This window comes from Streptomyces sp. NPDC051940 (genome assembly GCF_040680895.1).
GTDB lineage: Bacteria > Actinomycetota > Actinomycetes > Streptomycetales > Streptomycetaceae > Streptomyces.
The window spans coordinates 19,705-37,189 of record NZ_JBFAXR010000046.1 but is presented as its reverse complement, the minus strand read 5'-3'; the positions used below and the strand labels follow the sequence as shown (position 1 = coordinate 37,189).

Genomic DNA, 17,485 nt, shown 5'->3' with positions numbered 1-17,485 from the left:
ATACGGGACTCGCGTGAGCGGGGTGGGGCCCTCTCGGAGGGTGCGACAGAGATCGCACCGGAGCAGCGGGATCGTATCAGCGGGATACGTGGTCATGGAAGGCGCTTTCCATGGCCATGTGCATGACTTCACAAGGGTGCACGGAACCCGCTCAGGCGATCTTGCTGAAGTACTGCCAGCCGGACGACGCGAGGAGCTTCTTGGTGTAGAAGCCGCCCGCATGGTCGGCGTTGAAGAGATAGGCCGCGCCCTCCGTCGTGCGGACGACGAGGTCCTGGCGGCCGTCGTGGTCCATGTCGCCGCTGCCGACGATCACGTTGAACTTGTTCCAGCCGGAGCCGACCTGCGTCCGCGCCTCGAAACCGCCGTGGCCGTTGCCGCGGTACAGCCACAGCACACCGGCCGAGTCCCGGGCCACGACGTCGTTCTTCCCGTCGCCCGAGTAGTCGCCGCGGCCCGCGATCGCCGTGTAGTACTTCCAGGTCGTGATCTTCGTACGGCCGGACACCGACCCGTCGCTCTTGCCCTTGTACAGCCACACCACGCCATACGTGTCGCGCGCGAGGATGTCCGGTAGGCCGTCACCGCTCAGGTCGCGGGTCGCGACCAGGTTCTTGTACTTGTCCCAGCCGGAGCCGAGCCACTGCCGCGGCGCGTCCTCGACCCAGGCGTCCAGCGGGTTCACCACCCGGTAGGCCGTGCCGCCCGAGGTCTTGACCAGCCAGTCGCCCTCGCCGTCGCCCTTCAGATCGCCGAACTGGGTGGAGAAGGTGTAGCCCCAGTCGGACGCGGCACCGCCGTTGTCGGCGCGGCAGCCGTAGAGTTTGCCGTCCTGGCCGATCGCGCAGACGTCGATCATGGCTCCGCCGCTGCTGCTGATCGTCTTACGGGCGAGGACCGATCCCAGGTCGCCGGTCCAGGTGTCGACCTCGCGGCTGAAGCCGGTCATCTGCGCCCGGTACGCCGCGACGCTCGTGTAGAGCCGCACGCCGCTCTGCACACAGCCGGTGGAACGGGTCGTGGACAACCCGACGAGCCTGCCTCCGGCCACGAGCGCGCCGCCCGCGTCACCCAGGCACTGGTCCTCGTCCGCCACCGGTGGGGCGCCCGGCGCGGGCGTCGTGCAGAAGGTGCCCCACGGGAGGGTGGAGCCCAGCAGCGAGGCGCACTCGGAGGCCGGCCTCACCACCACGGGCTCGGAGTGCCGGGTGCGCGGGGCGTCCTCGACATTCAGCCCGGACCAGGAGTAGAAGGTCGCCGCCGACCCCGCGTCGTACAGAGCCGCGTCGGCCGACGATGCCAGTACCGCCTTCCCGTACGACGAAGGCGTCTGGCGGATGAAGACGGACCAGTCGGCCCTGCGGGTGGCGGAGTCGTAGCGCGGATGGTTCCGGTAACGGGGGTCGTTGCCGCCGCTGATGACCTGCCCGGTGGAGGGGTCGTAAATGAACTCGAGGTCCTGCTTGGACATCCCGGTGAAGCAGTCGGGCGTCGCCAGCACCCGGCTGCGGGTCACCGCGACACCCGTGCAGGACCGCCGGACCCCCGTCGCCTGGTCCTCGAAGTGCAGCGGGATCACCCAGGACGGGACGCTGCCCGCGGCCTGCGCCTCCTGCGGCGCGGCCGCGGTGAGCAGCCCCGCCAGCACGGCGCCCGCGCCGGCCGCTGCGACGGCCAGGCGCGCGAGCGAACGAGGCGCGCGGATACGGACGGACCGCTTCATGGAAACCCCCCAGAGCTCCCGGCACGGAAACCGGCATGGCGATGTCCGCCGGAACACCGGCGGCTGCACATGTGGCGTACGGACTCGCGCGAGCGGGGTGGGGCCCTCCCGGATGGTGCGACAGACGTCGCACTCGAGCAGCCGGATCGTATCAGCGGCCACACCTGCCACGGAAGGCGCTTTCTTCGGCCATGTGCATGACTTTTCAGCTCACGGCAGCCGCACCCCGACCACCCGGTCCCGAACGGGCGGCAGACAGCCCAGACTCTCGCTGCACGCGCCGTAACTCAGGTGTACGCGGGCGGACTCGGCGCCGCCGGAGCGGCGGACGGGCAGCACCACGGTGACCGGGCCGTCCTCGTACACCGGCAGCTCCACGCCTAGGCCCGCCGGCCGCAGCGTGCGCTCCCGGGCATCCGGGGCGTGCGCGGTCCCGGTGGCCGTCAGGCCGTCGGAGACCGAGAGGCGGGTCGGGATGCCCAGGCCGTCGACGCCCTCGTCGGGGAGGGACAGGCTGTAGAGGTGGAAGGTCTCGCGCTGCGGCGTGAGCACCGCCGTGACGCGGTCGCCCTCCACGGTCACCCGCACCGCCACCCCGCCGTCCTCGAAGGCGGTCTCGGTGCGCGGTTCGCCGTCCTGCCCGCACGCGGCCGCGCCGAGTGCCGCCAGGCACACCGGCAGGACCAGCAACCGGCGTCGGGTCATGCCCACTTGAGCAGGAATTCCTTCACCGGCGCCGCGTCCATGGTGTGGGCGTTCGCGAACTCGCCCTGGTTGGTGGCCACGCGCAGGTCGCTGTCGGGTCCCAGCACGACCAGTGCGGGGATACCGCTCTTCTCCAGGTCCACGTACTGCGCCGCCACGTCCAGATTGAGGTCGAACTCGCCGACGTCGACCGTGACCACGTGGTACTTGTCCTTGAGCAGCGCCGCGATATCGGCGCTCTCGAAGTGCTTGCCCAGTACCTGGCAGTCGACGCACCAGCCGGACCCGAAGTCGATCAGCACGGCCTTGCCGTCGCCCTTCGCCGCCCGCTGCGCGGCGTCGATGTCGGCCTGGGCGTCGCGGGCGGGGTCGTAGCCGTGGTGGGACTCGGTCCCGGCCGGCTCGGCCGAGTCGGTCGCCGGGGCCGACGCTTCGGGTGAGGTGGACGCGGAGGCCGGTGTCCCGCCCTTCGCGCCGTTCCCGTCCGAGGACGAATCGCCGCTGCCGCAGGCCGTCAGGGTCAGGGCGAGTGCGGCGGACACGGCCGCCGCGGCTGTCAGATGTACGCGTATTCGCTGTCTGCGCATGATTCTTTCCCCCCGGCGCCCTCACAGCGCCTCAACTCCCGCTCACCGCGGCGCCCGCAGCGTAGCGAAGCGGCAAGGGCCCCACAACGCCAGGCGTTGTTGGGGCCCTTGCCCTCAGTACACGGCCTTGTAGCCCTGCCAGCCGGTGGCGACCTTCACACGCCCGCCGAAGGTGCCGTTGCCGTTGCCGGCGTTGCGGTAGAGGTTGCCGTACTTGTCCCGCACGACGAGGTCCGCCTTGCCGTCGCCCGTGATGTCGCCGACGCCGATGACCTCCTTGTACGACGCGCCCCAGTCCGACCACAGCACGACACCCGAACCGAGGGTCCCGTCCGCGCGGCCGTAACAGCGGTACAGCTTCCCCGTCGTGCTACGGGCGAGGACATCTCCGATGCCGTCGCCGTTCAGGTCCCCGGCACCCACGATGTGCGTGAAGCCCGACCAGCTCGTACGCACCGTCTTCCGCGCGCCCAGCTTCCCGCCCGACGTGCCCGGGAACAGATACAGCGTCCCGGTCTTCGCCCCGCGAGCCAGCAGATCCGCCCGCCCGTCACCCGTCATGTCACCCGGCGACGTCAGCGCGTTGTACAGCTCCCAACCCGTCCCCAGCGACGTATACGGCGTCGAGCTGCCGAGCGCCTGACCGCACGCCGGCTTGTACGCCCGCAGCGTGCCACTGCTGAACCGCACCAGCACGTCATTGCACCGATCCCCGTTCACATCCCCGAACGGCACCGCCACCAACGACGTCGACCACACCGCCCCCGACACCTTCGACGTGAAACCACCACCCTTGTGGAACGAGAACGCACCCGTCGAACTCAACGACAACAGATCACCCACACCGTCCGAACCGACATGATCCCGGCGGGCCGCGGAGATCGTCACCGCCGAGGACGTGGCCGTGGCGCTGGTCCAGCCGCTCTTGTGCGCGGTGACCGCGACCGTGAGGCTCTTGCCGCGCATGGAGGCCGGGACACGGTAGGCGGCGGAGGTGGCACCGGTGATCGCCGTGCCGTTCGCGTTCCACTGATAGGTGAACGACGTGGGGCCGTCGGGCCAGCTGCCGGTGGTGGCGGTGAGCGTGGCGCCCACCAGGGCCGGACCCTTCACCGTCGGCTTGGCGAGGTTCGTCAGAGCCTGCTGGGTCACCGAGAAGGTGCCCAGCAGATAGCTGGAAGTACCGGTGACGCTCAGCGTGTAGCCGCCCACGGCCACCCCCCGCAGGTCGAAGGTCGACGTGAGCGTCGTCCAGTCCGCGGAGGCCGAGGTTGTGGCGGCCTCGATCGTCGTACCGTTACCCGTCAGACGTACCCTCATGTCCGCCTTGAGAGCCGTCCCCTTCACGGTGACCGTCACCGTCGTACCGGTGGCGGCGGCAGTCGGCGAGAACGACGTCGGCTTGAAGCTCTCGCCACCGCACACGCCTCTGTCGCAGGCGAGTTGGGCACGGTAGGAGGTCTGGGACGCCTTCTCCGGCAGGCCGAGTACGAAGAGGCTCGGCACCGTCTCCGTGGACCCGGACAGCACACCGCACGGCGGATAGCTGTCGACGCAGCCGTCCTTCCAGATCCCCCCGTTGTCGGTGTAGAGATGCGGCGCCGCGGTGTACATACCGCCGGCCGTGTCTGTGATCGTCGGAATGAACCGGTCGGACCAGGCCGTGGGCAGGACCGCGCAGTCCGCCGTGTGCGTCTCGGTCAGGGTTCCGGTGACCGGTCCGTAGCCGTACGCGACCGAGGCCACCCGCTTGCACTCCGGAGCGAAGCCTTCCGCGCCCGCGAACCGCCAGGCGTCGAGCCGGTACTCGGCCGGCATCGCCAGACCGGCCGGCACCTGCGTCAGCACCTGGTAACTCGTCGAGCCCCGGGCCGCGCAGGCCCGGTTGCGGAAGCCGCACTCCATCTGCCCGTCCGCGTCGAAGACGATCAGGTTCGTCGTGCCGTTGGCGTCTCGTACATCCAGGTGGAGGGAGTCCGCGGTGCTCCCCGTAGTCACCTGGTGGCAGCGCAGGGTCGTCGCACCGCTGGACGCGCCCTTGGTGGACGGCCCGCCGACGGTGGTGGCCGGAGTCTGTGCGCAGCCCTGTGCCGTCGCGGTGATGTCCCGGCGGGTGATCTCGTACGAAGCGGCCTGGTTGCGTGCCTGGTACAGGACGATGTGGGCCTTCCCGGGCGTCAGGCGGCAGCCGACCCACCCGTTGGTGCCACCGAAGTGCTCGCAGACCTGCTTGCCGTCGCTGTCGATGACCGACAGGCTCATCCGGGCGGTCCCGGCGACCTGCTGGAACTGCACGACCTCGCTCGCGGTGTGCTGGTCCGCGGCGATGGTGCCGCAGCCGGCGAACACGCCGTCACCGGTGGCGAGAGTCGCGTGCGGCGAGCCGTCCGCGAAGCTACCGGCGGGCAGTTCCTGGCAGCCCGCCGGGCTGTCGGTGCGGACCAGGTACAGCCCGTACTCCCCGGCGCCGCCATGTGCGATCAGCCGGTAAGGAGCCGTACCCGTCAGCGCACAGGTGCCCTTGCTCAGCCCCTCCTGCGCACACACCGCGCTGCCGTCGCGGTCGACGACCTCGATCACCGGCCGGACCGGCGCGTCCGGATCCCTGACCGCAGCGATCGTGGCACCCGTCGTCATCGGAAGCTCCAGGCAGTCGTACTCGCCGACGGAACCGATGTCGCCACGGTAGGTGCCCGCCGCGACCGGCACGCAGCCGGTGGCGTCGGCCGCGTCGATGAACACCGTCCCCGCCTGTTCGAAGTACGCCTCCCTCATCAGCAGGTGATAGCTGCCCGCTCCAGGGAAGGTGCACCAGCCCGATTCCAGGCAGAGCCGGCTTCCGTCATCGTCGTAGACGGCTGGAGCGTCAACGAAGGCGTTGGGCCCGGAGCTCACCGTCCCCACCACGTAGCGGCCCGCGGCCGGGACGGTCAGAGTGCGACAGGCCTGGTTGCTCATCGGGCCGACCGGAGGGGCACCGAACGTGCCGGACTGGAGGGTGACACAGCCCTGCGGGTCGGACAGGCTGCCGAGCCTGAGTGTGTAGGCCGGCGTGTCGCGGCCGGGCGTGTACGACAGCACACGGTACGGACCGTCGCCCTGCAGGACACAGCCGTCCCCGCCGTCACGGACGCAGGTGCCCTCCCCTCGTGCGTCGACGACCCGGCGCTCGGCGCCGCCGGCGACGATCACGTCCACGCGCTCACCGGACCGGCCCTCGAAGACCCGGCAGTCCATCTGGACGGCCACGGCCGGCTGCAAGGAGGTGGCCGGTTCGTCCCAGCGGGTGCTGATGGCGGCACAGCCCTGCGTCTGGGCAGCCGGAGCCACGGCGAACTCGTAGGTCTGGGCGCCGAAGCCTTGGTTGCGGATGTGCACCGTGTACGTGCCCGAGTTCAGCGCGCACCAGCCAGTCGTGGTGATCGAGGCGTAGCACCCCTGCTCACCCTCCAGCCCGTCCACGGAGGCCACGACTTCGTTGCCGGAGTCCGAGAGGCGCAGGATGTGGGTGCCCGCGCTGACGGTGAGGGTGACGCAGTGGGCCTCCTCCGACTGGAGTGACCCCGTTGCGATCGCTGAACCGGGATCCCCGAAGGGCGCCAGCGCGAGCGGCGCGCAGTCCTCGGGCGCCGGGTCCTCCGCACGCGCCACACCGACGGGCAGCAGGAGCGAGGCCAGCACGGTGAACGCGAGCAGTACCGCATGCACGCTGGTGAGGCCACCCAGGCGAGTGGCCGACATCATCCGGTGCCCCAATGTGGGCCCCCCATTCCGAAAACGACTGACGGCAGGCGCCTTGTCCGGCGCGAGCGTTCCAGGCCACGCGGTACGCGTGGAAGCACGAACGAAAGTCAGGTGGAGGGTGTGGGGCCCCTCTGGTCCACCCCGATCGGGGCGACCAGAGACTAGCAGGGGTTCGCCCCACTGGAAACACCTATTTGAACTTGTTCAACGAAGCGGGATACGCCCCGACGGGCCCCGCACAAACGGAAGGGCCCTGGAGAGCGCGCCGAGGCGCTCTCCAGGGCCCTTCCCTGAATCAGGATCTGCCGGCGTCAGCCGTTGCGCTTCCAACGCGGCTTGTCCTCGCGGCGGTTGGCGCCGAAGGAGCCGGAGCGGTGGTCGTCGCGGCGGCCGTACGGGCGGTCGCCCGTGCGGGGGGCGCCGTGCGACGGGCGGCCGTCGCGGCGGTCGCGGTTGTACGGGCGGTCGCCGCCGGTGCGGTGGTCGCGGCGCTCGAAGGAGCGGGCGCCGTCGCGGCGGTCGTTGTCACGGTTGAAGCCCGGACGGTCGTTGTCCCGGTTGAAGCCGGGGCGGTCGTTGTCGCGGCGGAAGCCGCCACGGTCGTCACGGCGCTCGAAGCCGCGGTCGCGGTTGAACGGACGGTCGCCGTCACGGCGGTCGTTGTCGCGGCGGAAGCCCGGGCGGTCGTTGTCCCGGCGGAAGCCGCCACGGTCGTCACGGCGCTCGAAGCCCGGACGGTCGTTGTCCCGGCGGAAGCCCGGACGGTCGTTGTCGCGGCGGAAGCCGGGGCGGTCGTTGTCCCGGCGGAAGCCGCCACGGTCGTCACGGCGCTCGAAGCCGCGGTCGCGGTTGAACGGACGGTCGCCGTCACGGCGGTCGTTGTCCCGGCGGAAGCCGCCGCGGTCGTCACGACGGTCGTTGGAGCGGAAGCGCTCCTCGCGGCGGTCGTGGCGCTCGGCGCGGTTGTCACGGCGCTCGAAGCCCGGACGGTCGCCGTCCCGGCGGAAACCGCCACGGTCGTCACGGCGCTCGAAACCGCCCCGGTCGTCACGGCGGTCGAACCGCTCGCGGCGCTCGAAGTTGCCCCGCTCGTCGCGGCGCTCCGCGGCCGGACGGGTCTCGGACGCGGCGGACTCGGCGGGCTCGGAGGTCTCGACGGCGGCGAGAGCGGCGGCGGCAGCCACCGCGGCGGTCTCGACGGCCTCGGCGGCAGCGGCGGCCGCGGTCTCCACCGCGTCCTCCCGCAGCGTCACCACCGGCGTCTCCGCCGGCTCCTCGCCCCGCTCACGGGCCACCCGCGCGGACAGCGCGTCGGCCTCCTGGCGCAGCTCGGTGGCCCGGCGCGTGGCGCGCTCGAGCTCCTTGGCCAGCGAGGCGACCTCACGCTCGGCCTGCTTGGCGGCGTTCGCCACCGACTCCGCCTGGACCTCGGTCATCGAACGGGCGCCGGTGATCTCGGCGACCTCGGGGTCGAAGTCGCGGCCCGAGACGATGTGGCGCGTGGCGTCGACGCCCGCGTCCTCCATCAGGCGGAAGATGCCCTTGCGCTGGTGCGGCAGGGCCAGCGAGACGACCGCGCCGGACTGGCCGGCCCGCGCGGTACGGCCCGAGCGGTGCAGGTAGTCCTTGTGGTCGCCGGCCGGGTCGACGTTCAGGACCAGGTCGATGCCGTCGACGTGGATGCCGCGCGCGGCGACGTCCGTGGCGACGAGGCAGTTGACGTAACCGTCCTTGAAGTCCGCGAGGGTGCGCGTCCGCGCGCCCTGCGTCATGCCGCCGTGCAGCGCGTCGGCGCGCACGCCGGCCTCGCGCAGCTGCTCGGCGACGCGGTCGGCGCCCAGCTGGGTGCGTACGAAGATGATGGTGCGGCCCTTGCGGGACGCGATGGCCGCCGTCACCGGGGCCTTGTCCTTCGGCTTCACGACGAAGACGTGGTGCGTCATGGTCGTCACGGCACCGGCGGACGGGTCGACCTCGTGCGACACGGGGTCCACCAGGTAGCGCTTGACGAGGGTGTCGATCTCCTTCTCCAGCGTGGCGGAGAAGAGCATGCGCTGGCCGCCGGCCGGGATCTGGTCGAGCAGCTCGGTGACCTCGGGCAGGAAGCCCAGGTCGGCCATCTGGTCGGCCTCGTCGAGGATCGCGACCTGGGTCTGGTCCAGGGAGCAGGCGCCGCGGTCGATGACGTCACGCAGCCGGCCCGGGGTGGCGACGAGGATGTCGACGCCGCGCTCCAGGGCGTAGATCTGGTTGCCCATCGACGTACCGCCGCAGACGACCTTCATCTTCAGGCCGAGGACGTCGCCGTACGGCTGCAGGGCGTCGGCGACCTGCATCGCCAGCTCGCGGGTCGGGGTGAGGATCAGGCCGCGGGGGCGCTTCTTCTCGGTGTGGCCGCCGGCCAGCGTGGTCAGCAGCGGCAGGCCGAAGGAGAGCGTCTTGCCGGAGCCGGTGCGGCCACGGCCCAGGATGTCCTTGCCGGCCAGGGCGTCCGGGATGGTCGCGGCCTGGATCGGGAAGGGGGTGGTGACGCCGTTCTGGGCGAGCTTCCTTACGATCTGCTCGGGGAGGCCGAGGTCGGCGAACGTAAGCTCGGGGGTCTCGGGGGTCTCGGGGGCCTCCGCGACGGGAGCCGTCTCCGTGCCCTCGGGGGCCGTCACGGCCTCGTCCTGGGCAGGGCTGAGCTCAGTGGTGCTGGAAAAAGACATGCGAAATGCAAACCTTCCGGAGTCATCGGCACGCGCCCACGACTCCGCGGCAGATTTCACACAGACCGCCTCGATGCGGTCAGCCACGGCTAGGCAAAGGAACGCGCCACACGGCGCGCTCAGGTCTACGGCGCCGGGCAAATGGGATCAAACGATCTACCACGATACGCACAAGACAGCCCTCGAGGCAAATCGGCAGGTCGAGCTGCGGCCGATCTTCGGCTGGACGCGGATACGCGGTATCCCGTCCAACCAGGTGGGGTCGCCGCGTATTCCCGAGGGGCGGAATGAGGCACATCACCCCGAACCAGCTCGCCTGGCTCGACCAGAGCCACCAGGCCCTCTCCGGGACCCGTCTCGGTTACGACGAGACGGTGGCCGTCCCGCTGCTGGTCACGGTGGCGGCGTACCTCGCGGCGTGAGCTGCCTCTCATTTCAGCCGGCGCCTTGAGCCCACGCCGTCAGGCCACCGGCGCCCCGGCCGGTTCCCCGGTCGTCGGGTCCGGCGTCGGGGTCGTCGGATCCGGGGCGGGCGTCGTGGGGTCCGGGGCCGGGGTGGGCTCGGGCGGCGGCTCCGTCGTCGGATCCGGGGTGGACGGACGGGGGCGGGGTGTCGTCGGATCCGGGGCGGGGCGCTCCGTACGCGAGGGGGGCGCGGGGCGGCCGGACGCCCCGGGGGGCGCGGACGGCGTGGCGGACTTCTCCGCGTCCCGCTTGCGGTCGTCCCCGTCCCGGGTACCGCCGTCCCGGCGGCCTGGGGCGGGCGAGGCGGCGACGCCGCCCTCCGGGGACACGTCCCGCTCGCCCTTGGACCCCGACCCCGGCGCGACCGTACGCTCCGACCCCGGAACGGTCATGCATCCGCCGAGCGCGAGCACCGCGGCGAGCACCGCGGCGGAACGGAGGGCGCGGGCGGGCAGGTCGGCCATCGGAGACACCTCTCTGGGCCTGGCGACGGTGTGAGGTCGTACGGAAGCGGCTACCCCTTCAACTCCCGCACCCCCCACCAGGACACGCCTCGCCTCCGGCGGGGGGTGACGGAAACCTGGGGCTCCGCCCCGGACCTCCTACGGGCCAGCGGCCGCGCAGCGCTGCCATGCACAGCAGATGGGGCGCCGGCCCCCACAAGGTGGACCCTGCCCCCGCGGTCGACCGGGGCGCCCCCACGCGACGGTCAGCCCGCCAGCCCCTCCGCCACGTCCATCCCCAGCACCGCCGCCCCCAGCCCCACCAGCAGCGATCCCGCGACGTTCGCCGCCGCGAGGAACCGCCAGCCGCGTTCCGTCAGGCGCAGCGTCTCGTAGGAGAACGTGGAGTACGTCGTGAGCGCCCCGCACAGGCCCGTCCCCAGCAGCAGCCGCAGCGACGAGGAACCCGCCAGCGCCGTGCCCGCCAGGGCGCCGAGCAGCAGGCTGCCGGCCGCGTTGACCACGAACGTCCCCCAGGGGAACACCGAGTCGTGCCGCGCCTGCACCGCCCGGTCCGCGAGATACCGCAGCGGCGCGCCGACGGCCGCGCCGAGCGCCACGAGCAGCCAGTTCACCGGTGGCCCACCGCCTCCGACGGGGACCGCCGCGCCACCGCCCACCGCGTCACCGACGCCGCCGCCCACACCGCGCCGAGCGCGCCCACGAGGGTGCCGGACGCGTAGCCGAGCGCCGCGCCGACCCGTTCCTCCTGGAGCAGCTCCGCGAAGTCCACGGCGTACGCCGAGAACGTCGTGAACCCGCCGAGCACCCCCGTCCCGAGGAACGGCCGCACCAGCGGATGCGCCGACCCCATCTCGCTCACCAGCACCATCAGTACGCCGATCAGCGCGCATCCCACGACGTTCACCCCGAGCACCGCCCACCGCGCGGGCCACAGCTCGGTCGCCCCGTACCGGGCGAGCGCACCCAGCACCCCGCCCGCCGAGACGGCCGCCAGGACCTTCCACAGCCCGGAGCCGACGGTCTCGGCACGGTGCGCGGGCAGATGGAGGTCGACGTCGGGGTCGACCGGCTCCACGCGCCCCCCGCGACGGACGGGCGATCCGGGTGGGCCCTCACCCGTACCCAAGCGCGTGCAGCCTCTCGTCGTCGATGCCGAAGTGGTGTGCGATCTCATGAACGACGGTCACCTCGGTCTCCTCCACGACCTCCTCGCGCGACGCGCACATGCGCAGCGTGGGACCGCGGTAGATGGTGATCCGGTCGGGCAGCACGCCCGCGTACCATTCGCCGCGCTCCGTCAGCGGCGTTCCCTCGTACAGCCCGAGCAGGTCCGGGTCGTCGGGACTCGGCTCGTCCTCCACGAACACGGCCACGTTGTCCATCAGCCGCGTCAGCTCGGGCGGGATCCGGTCCAGCGCTTCCGCGACCAGTTCCTCGAACTCCTCGTTCGGCATCTCCAGCACGTGTGCCATTCTCCGTCACCCGACCCCGACAAGGGCCCTCGGCCGGGGCATACGGTCCGCGGGCCCGGGGCATACGGTCCCAATGGTCCGCGCCGTGCAGCTCTGGGAGTCCCTGGTCCGGCGGATCCGAGCCGGGCACCCTCCGCATCTCCAGCTCTCGCTCACCCATCGCCCCCATCCCTATGCCCGCGCCCTGGGCCTCGTCGCCGTCACCCTGCTGGGGGCGTGGCTGGGGCTGCTGGTCGTGGGCAGCGTCCGTACGCCGGTGGGGCCCATGGACACGAAGATGACCCTGCGTCCGTCCCTCTCCGGCGGGACGAAGATCAACGTGTCGCCCCTCGGCGCGCTGAGACTCGACACCCACGTCGCCCCGATCCGCCTCGACGTCGACGTCGACCAGCTCGACCCGGAACGCTCCCGCAGCCTGGTCGAGCACCCCGAACGGCTGTCGGGGCTGCAGGACGAGGTCAGCCGGGACATCCAGAACGGCACCCGGGACCTGGCGGCACGCTCCTGCGCCGCGGTGCTCTGCGGCGCCGCCGCGCTGGGCCTGGCGGTCTACCGCACCCCCGGCCGGGCGCTGGCGGCGGGCGGTCTGGCGCTCACGCTGCTGACGGCGTCGGCCGTCACGGCGTACGCCACCTGGAACCCCAAGTCCGTGCTGGAGCCGCGCTACTCGGGCCTGCTGGCCAGCGCCCCCAGCCTGGTCGGCAACGCGCGCAACATCGTCAGCGACTTCGACGTCTACCAGCAGGAGCTGGCCCGCCTCGTCACCAACGTGACCACCCTCTACGACGCCACCTCCACGCTCCCCGTCTACCAGCCCGACCCGACCACCATGCGCGTCCTGCACGTCTCCGACCTGCACCTCAACCCCGCCTCCTGGGGCATCATCCGCTCCCTGGTGCAGCAGTACGACGTGAACGTCATCGTCGACACCGGCGACACCATGGACCACGGCACCGAGGCGGAGAACGCGTATCTGGAGCCGATCGCGACGCTCGGCGCGCCCTATGTGTGGGTGCGGGGCAACCACGACTCGCTGGCCACCCAGGCGGCGATGGCCCGGCAGAAGAACGCGACGGTCGTGGACAACGGGCGGATCGTCACCGTCGACGGTCTGCGGATCGCGGGCATGGGGGACCCGCAGTTCACCCCGGACCGCTCGGTCAGGCAGGAGGGCAGGCCCGCACAGGTCGCGGCGGGCCGCAGACTCGCGGCGGCGCTGCGGCCGGCCGCCGGCGGGGAGGCGGCCGGGAAGCCCAGGGCCGACATCGCCATCGCGCACGAGCCGGAGTGCGTCGAACAGGTCGACGGTCTGGTCCCGCTCGCCCTGGCGGGCCACAAGCACAACCGCAAGCAGCACGATCTGCCGGGCGGCACCCGGCTGATGGTGGAGGGCTCGGCGGGCGGCGGCGGGCTGCGCGCGCTGGAGCAGGGGGTGCCGGAGAAGGTCACCGCCTCGATCCTCTATCTGGACCGGGAATCCAGGACCCTGCAGGCATGGGACGAGATCACCCTCGGCGGGCTCGGCCTGACGAAGGCGGAGGTCAGCCGCCATCTGCCGGAGGAGAACACACCGGGGGCGGAGCCGTCGCCCTCGCTGTCGCCGTCGCTGTCCCCGACGACGGGGTGAGGGCCCCGCGGGCCCTACGGATACGCCGAGGGCCCGCGCTGCGAGTGCGGCGCGGGCCCTGGACGGAGGGTGGGACGAGGCGTCAGCCCTTGCGGGTGGTGACCTCTTCGGTGAGCTGGGGGACGACCTGGAACAGGTCGCCGACCACGCCGTAGTCGACCAGGTCGAAGATCGGCGCCTCGGCGTCCTTGTTGATCGCCACGATCGTCTTCGAGGTCTGCATGCCCGCCCGGTGCTGGATCGCACCCGAGATACCCGCCGCGATGTACAGCTGCGGCGAGACGCTCTTGCCCGTCTGGCCGACCTGGTTGGAGTGCGGGTACCAGCCGGCGTCCACCGCGGCCCGGGACGCGCCCACCGCCGCGCCGAGGGAGTCCGCCAGGGCCTCGATCAGCGCGAAGTTCTCCGCACCGTTCACCCCGCGACCGCCCGAGACCACGATCGCCGCCTCGGTCAGCTCCGGCCGCCCGGTCGACTCCCGCGCCGTACGACCCACGATCTTCGTGCCGGTCGCCGCCGCCGAGAACGAAACCGCCAGCTCCTCCACCGCGCCCGCCGCAGCCGCCGCCTCCACCGGAGCGGAGTTCGGCTTCACCGTGATGACCGGGATGCCGTGCGAGACCCGCGAACGGGTGGTGAACGCCGCCGCGAACACCGACTGGGTGGTCACGGGGCCCTCGTCGGAGGCCTCCACATCGATCGCGTCGGTGATCAGACCGGAGCCGATCCGCACCGCCAGCCGGGCGGCCACCTCCTTGCCCTCCGCCGAGGAGGGCACCAGCACCGCCACCGGCGACACGGCCTGGCAGGCGGCCTGCAACGCGTCCACCTTCGGCACCACCAGATAGTCCGCGAACTCGGCGGCGTCGTTGGTGAGCACCCGGGTGGCGCCATGCTCCGCGAGCACACCGGCGGTGTCGGCGGCGCCCGCGCCCAGCGCGACCGCGACCGGCTCGCCCAGCCGGCGGGCCAGGGTCAGCAGCTCCAGCGTGGGCTTGCGGACCGCACCGGCCACATGATCGACGTAAACCAGGACTTCAGCCATGAGAAATCAGCACTCCAGAACAGAGAAGGGGGACGGCTTAGATGAACTTCTGACCCGCGAGGAACTCCGCGAGCTGCTTGCCGCCCTCGCCCTCGTCCTTGACGATCGTGCCCGCCGACCGCGCCGGCCGCGCCGCCGCGCTCGCCACGACCGTCCAGGCGCCTTCCAGGCCGACCTGCTCGGCGTCGATGTCCAGGTCGGAAAGGTCCAGGGACTCCACCGGCTTCTTCTTCGCCGCCATGATCCCCTTGAACGAGGGGTAGCGGGCTTCACCCGACTGGTCCGTCACCGAGATCAGCGCCGGCAGCGCCGCCTCAAGCTGCTCGCTGGCCGCGTCGCCGTCGCGGCGGCCGCGCACGGTGTCGTCATCGACGGACACCTCGGACAGCAGCGTCACCTGCGGCACGCCCAGGCGCTCGGCGAGGATCGCCGGAAGGACGCCCATCGTGCCGTCGGTGGAGGCCATGCCGCACACCACCAGATCGAACCCGACGTGCTCCAGCGCCTTGGCCAGCACCAGCGAGGTCCCCATCACGTCCGTGCCGTGCAGGTCGTCGTCCTCCACGTGCACCGCCTTGTCGGCGCCCATCGACAGCGCCTTACGCAAAGCGTCCCGCGCGTCCTCCGGACCCACCGTCACCACGGTGACCTCCGCCTCGTCGGCCGCCTCCGCGATCTGCAGCGCCTGCTCCACCGCGTACTCGTCCAGCTCCGACAGCAGACCGTCGACCGCATCCCGGTCCGTGGTCAGATCCTCGGCGAAACGCCGATCACCCGTGGCATCGGGCACGTACTTCACAGGGACAACGATCCTCAGGGTCACGCCGGCTCTCCTCTTGCTACGGGGCGGTCCCATGACGCGCCTGGCTGACTACTCGAAAGTATGGCACTCAGTACCCTTTGGCAAGATACTAAGTGCCATTTCTGCCGTTCGGTGCTACGTTCCCCCCATGGCTGAGGTGCAGAGACGGCGCAGGTCGGCGCCCCGCGAGACGACCACGCAGACGCCTCGGGCACCCATGCGCGAGGTCCTCGCCGACGCGGCGTTCCAGCTGTTCCTGGAGCGGGGGTTCGAGCAGACGACCGTCGACGACATCGTGGCGCGGGCGGGGGTCGGACGGCGTTCGTTCTTCCGCTACTTCCCCTCCAAGGAGGACGCGGTCTTCCCCGACCACGAGGGCTGCCTCGCCGACATGGCGGCGTTCCTGGAGACCAGCGACGACCCGGACCCGGTCAGCAGGGTGTGCGACGCGGCCCGGCTCGTGCTGCGCATGTACGCGGCGAAGCCCGAGTACTCCGTCCAGCGCTACCGGCTGACGCGCGAGGTCCCGGGGCTGCGCACGTACGAGCTCTCGGTCGTCCGCCGGTACGAGCGCAAGCTGGCCGGCTACCTCCGCGCCTGCTGGGCGGGTACGCCGGACAGCGAGCTGCGCGCCGAGGTCACCGCGGCGGCGGTGGTCGCCGCGCACAACAACGCGCTGCGCTCGTGGCTGCGTTCGGGCGGCGAGGGCGACGCCGAGGCGGCGGTGGCCCACGCGCTCGGCATGGTCCGCCACACGTGGGGCGCCGCTCCGGACGGAAGCGGGGCGGAGGGCGCGGACGACGAGGTGATCGTGATGGTGACCAGCAAGCGCGCCCCGCTCTGGCGGGTCGTCCAGCAGGTCGAATCCGCGCTCGGCGCGGACTGAGGCACCGCGTACCCACCCGCCCTGGCACTCAATACCCCCTAACCGGAGATCCGCCTGGCGGCAGCACGGGGTTGAAGTTCGTACTACGAACTAATATGGTTCGTGGAACGAACTTCTTCTTCCTGCTCGCAAGGGGGCACTCTCATGACTCGTACCGTCGTGGTCGTCGGCGGAGGCTACGGAGGCGCGGCGGTCGCCAAGGCGCTCGACGCCGAGGCCGAGGCCGACGTCGTCCTGATCGATCCCCGGGACGCGTTCGTCAACTCGGCGGCGTCGCTGCGCGCGCTGACCCGTCCCGACTGGGCCGACAACATGTTCTTCCCGTTCGACACCCTGCTCTCGCGCGGCACCGTCGTCCGCGACCGCGTGGTCTCGGCCGACGCCGGCGGCGTGGCCCTCGCGTCCGGCGGGCGCGTGGACGCGGACTACCTGGTGCTGGCGACCGGCTCCAGCTACACGTACCCCGCCAAGCCCGCCTCGGACGACACCGGCGAGATGGCCGAGCACCTGCGGCTGACCCACAAGGAACTGGCCGATGCCGCACGGGTGCTGATCCTCGGCGCCGGGCCCGTCGGGCTGGAACTGGCCGGGGAGATCAAGGAGGTGTGGCCGCACAAGCAGGTGACGATCGTCGACCCGGCCGCCGGGCTGCTGCCCACGTTCCGCCCCGAGCTGCGCGAGGATCTGCACCGCCAGCTGGCCGGACTGGGCGTCGAACTGCGGCTGGACACCGCCCTGAGCGCCCCGCCCGCGGTCGCGTCCGGCCGGGCGGAGACGTTCACCGTCACCACCACCGGCGGTGACGAGATCACCGCCGACATCTGGTTCCGCGCCCACGGCGTACGGACCAACAGCGGCTATCTCACCGACGGCAGGCTCACCGCGCGCAACCCCCAGGGCCAGGTCCCGGTCACCGAGCACCTGCGGGTGCGGGGGCACGACCGCGTGTACGCGATCGGCGACCTCACCGACGTCGCCGAGGCCAAGATGGCCGGGTACGCCATGCAGCACGCGGAGGTGGTGGCGCAGAACATCGCCGCCCAGCTGCGCGGCGCCGAGCCCGCGGCCGTCTACCGCCCGGCGCCCGACCCCATGATCCTGCTCCCCCTCGGCCCGACCGGGGGCGTCGGCCAGCTGCCGACACCCGACGGCCCGCTGGTCGTCCCGGCGTCGACGGTCTCCGAGTACAAGGGCGCCGACCTGTTCACGGGGCGCTTCGCCGAGCAGTTCGGCAGGGGCTGACCGCAAAAGGCC

The 17,485-nt window shown here is 71.8% G+C and carries 15 protein-coding genes; 4 read left to right on the top strand and 11 right to left on the bottom strand.

Annotated elements, in window-relative coordinates; translation table 11 throughout:
* Nucleotides 1–151: 151 nt before the first annotated feature.
* From AB0M28_RS19510 to AB0M28_RS19490, 5 genes are all read right to left on the bottom strand, one after another.
* Nucleotides 152–1,723 carry a VCBS repeat-containing protein gene (locus AB0M28_RS19510; protein WP_365406022.1) on the bottom strand — a complete coding sequence of 524 codons (1,572 nt, stop codon included), beginning with the start codon at nt 1,721–1,723 and terminating at the stop codon, nt 152–154.
* Nucleotides 1,724–1,933: 210 nt separating this feature from the next.
* The gene (locus tag AB0M28_RS19505; protein WP_365406019.1) at nt 1,934–2,434 is read right to left on the bottom strand and encodes a hypothetical protein; all 501 of its coding nucleotides are present in this window, start codon (nt 2,432–2,434) and stop codon (nt 1,934–1,936) included.
* A complete protein-coding gene (locus AB0M28_RS19500; RefSeq protein ID WP_365406016.1) occupies nt 2,425–3,015 on the bottom strand; it encodes a thioredoxin family protein in 591 nt (196 codons plus the stop codon). The genes AB0M28_RS19505 and AB0M28_RS19500 overlap by 10 nt, the downstream gene beginning before the upstream one ends.
* A 114-nt stretch (nt 3,016–3,129) precedes the next feature.
* Complete coding sequence (locus AB0M28_RS19495; protein WP_365406014.1) at nt 3,130–6,723, bottom strand: FG-GAP-like repeat-containing protein; 3,594 nt, start codon at nt 6,721–6,723, stop codon at nt 3,130–3,132.
* A gap of 347 nt (nt 6,724–7,070) precedes the next feature.
* On the bottom strand, nt 7,071–9,467 hold the full coding sequence (locus AB0M28_RS19490) for a DEAD/DEAH box helicase (protein WP_365406011.1): 2,397 nt from the start codon (nt 9,465–9,467) through the stop codon (nt 7,071–7,073).
* A 287-nt stretch (nt 9,468–9,754) separates the two neighbouring features.
* On the opposite strand from AB0M28_RS19490, the gene AB0M28_RS19485 reads away from it, so the two are divergent.
* Nucleotides 9,755–9,889, top strand: coding sequence for a hypothetical protein (locus tag AB0M28_RS19485; protein ID WP_365406009.1), 135 nt, complete (start codon nt 9,755–9,757; stop codon nt 9,887–9,889).
* A gap of 39 nt (nt 9,890–9,928) precedes the next feature.
* Here the strand turns inward: AB0M28_RS19485 and AB0M28_RS19480 are convergent, their stop codons facing one another.
* The 4 genes from AB0M28_RS19480 to AB0M28_RS19465 all read right to left on the bottom strand — a co-directional run bounded on the left by AB0M28_RS19480 (nt 9,929) and on the right by AB0M28_RS19465 (nt 11,862).
* The gene (locus AB0M28_RS19480) at nt 9,929–10,396 is read right to left on the bottom strand and encodes a hypothetical protein (protein ID WP_365406006.1); all 468 of its coding nucleotides are present in this window, start codon (nt 10,394–10,396) and stop codon (nt 9,929–9,931) included.
* Nucleotides 10,397–10,641: 245 nt separating this feature from the next.
* Nucleotides 10,642–11,010, bottom strand: coding sequence for a CrcB family protein (locus AB0M28_RS19475; RefSeq protein ID WP_365406004.1), 369 nt, complete (start codon nt 11,008–11,010; stop codon nt 10,642–10,644).
* Nucleotides 11,007–11,474: a CrcB family protein gene (locus tag AB0M28_RS19470; RefSeq protein WP_365406001.1), complete on the bottom strand. Its 468-nt coding sequence runs from the start codon at nt 11,472–11,474 to the stop codon at nt 11,007–11,009. Before AB0M28_RS19470 ends, AB0M28_RS19475 begins: the two co-directional genes overlap by 4 nt.
* A gap of 37 nt (nt 11,475–11,511) precedes the next feature.
* Entirely contained in the window at nt 11,512–11,862 is a 351-nt protein-coding gene (locus AB0M28_RS19465; protein WP_365405998.1) for a metallopeptidase family protein, read from the bottom strand.
* A gap of 82 nt (nt 11,863–11,944) precedes the next feature.
* On the opposite strand from AB0M28_RS19465, the gene AB0M28_RS19460 reads away from it, so the two are divergent.
* The gene (locus tag AB0M28_RS19460) at nt 11,945–13,498 is read left to right on the top strand and encodes a metallophosphoesterase (protein ID WP_365405995.1); all 1,554 of its coding nucleotides are present in this window, start codon (nt 11,945–11,947) and stop codon (nt 13,496–13,498) included.
* Nucleotides 13,499–13,580: 82 nt separating this feature from the next.
* Here AB0M28_RS19460 and AB0M28_RS19455 read toward each other — a convergent pair whose 3' ends face one another.
* The gene (locus tag AB0M28_RS19455) at nt 13,581–14,543 is read right to left on the bottom strand and encodes an electron transfer flavoprotein subunit alpha/FixB family protein (RefSeq protein WP_365405992.1); all 963 of its coding nucleotides are present in this window, start codon (nt 14,541–14,543) and stop codon (nt 13,581–13,583) included.
* A gap of 37 nt (nt 14,544–14,580) precedes the next feature.
* Nucleotides 14,581–15,366, bottom strand: a complete 786-nt coding sequence (locus tag AB0M28_RS19450; RefSeq protein ID WP_365405989.1) for an electron transfer flavoprotein subunit beta/FixA family protein — start codon at nt 15,364–15,366, stop codon at nt 14,581–14,583.
* A gap of 196 nt (nt 15,367–15,562) precedes the next feature.
* On the opposite strand from AB0M28_RS19450, the gene AB0M28_RS19445 reads away from it, so the two are divergent.
* Together AB0M28_RS19445 and AB0M28_RS19440 are read left to right on the top strand one after the other, a co-directional pair.
* Nucleotides 15,563–16,231, top strand: coding sequence for a TetR family transcriptional regulator (locus AB0M28_RS19445; protein WP_365406074.1), 669 nt, complete (start codon nt 15,563–15,565; stop codon nt 16,229–16,231).
* Between the two features lie 144 nt (nt 16,232–16,375).
* Nucleotides 16,376–17,473 carry an FAD-dependent oxidoreductase gene (locus AB0M28_RS19440; protein WP_365405986.1) on the top strand — a complete coding sequence of 366 codons (1,098 nt, stop codon included), beginning with the start codon at nt 16,376–16,378 and terminating at the stop codon, nt 17,471–17,473.
* Nucleotides 17,474–17,485 lie beyond the last annotated feature (12 nt).

Coding starts and splice junctions, on each gene's coding strand:
- AB0M28_RS19510 (WP_365406022.1), bottom strand. CDS start 1,723: ATGAAGCGGTCCGTCCGTATCCGCGCGCCTCGTTCGCTCGCGCGCCTG.
- AB0M28_RS19500 (WP_365406016.1), bottom strand. CDS start 3,015: ATGCGCAGACAGCGAATACGCGTACATCTGACAGCCGCGGCGGCCGTG.
- AB0M28_RS19490 (WP_365406011.1), bottom strand. CDS start 9,467: ATGTCTTTTTCCAGCACCACTGAGCTCAGCCCTGCCCAGGACGAGGCC.
- AB0M28_RS19485 (WP_365406009.1), top strand. CDS start 9,755: ATGAGGCACATCACCCCGAACCAGCTCGCCTGGCTCGACCAGAGCCAC.
- AB0M28_RS19480 (WP_365406006.1), bottom strand. CDS start 10,396: ATGGCCGACCTGCCCGCCCGCGCCCTCCGTTCCGCCGCGGTGCTCGCC.
- AB0M28_RS19460 (WP_365405995.1), top strand. CDS start 11,945: ATGGTCCGCGCCGTGCAGCTCTGGGAGTCCCTGGTCCGGCGGATCCGA.
- AB0M28_RS19455 (WP_365405992.1), bottom strand. CDS start 14,543: ATGGCTGAAGTCCTGGTTTACGTCGATCATGTGGCCGGTGCGGTCCGC.
- AB0M28_RS19445 (WP_365406074.1), top strand. CDS start 15,563: ATGCGCGAGGTCCTCGCCGACGCGGCGTTCCAGCTGTTCCTGGAGCGG.
- AB0M28_RS19440 (WP_365405986.1), top strand. CDS start 16,376: ATGACTCGTACCGTCGTGGTCGTCGGCGGAGGCTACGGAGGCGCGGCG.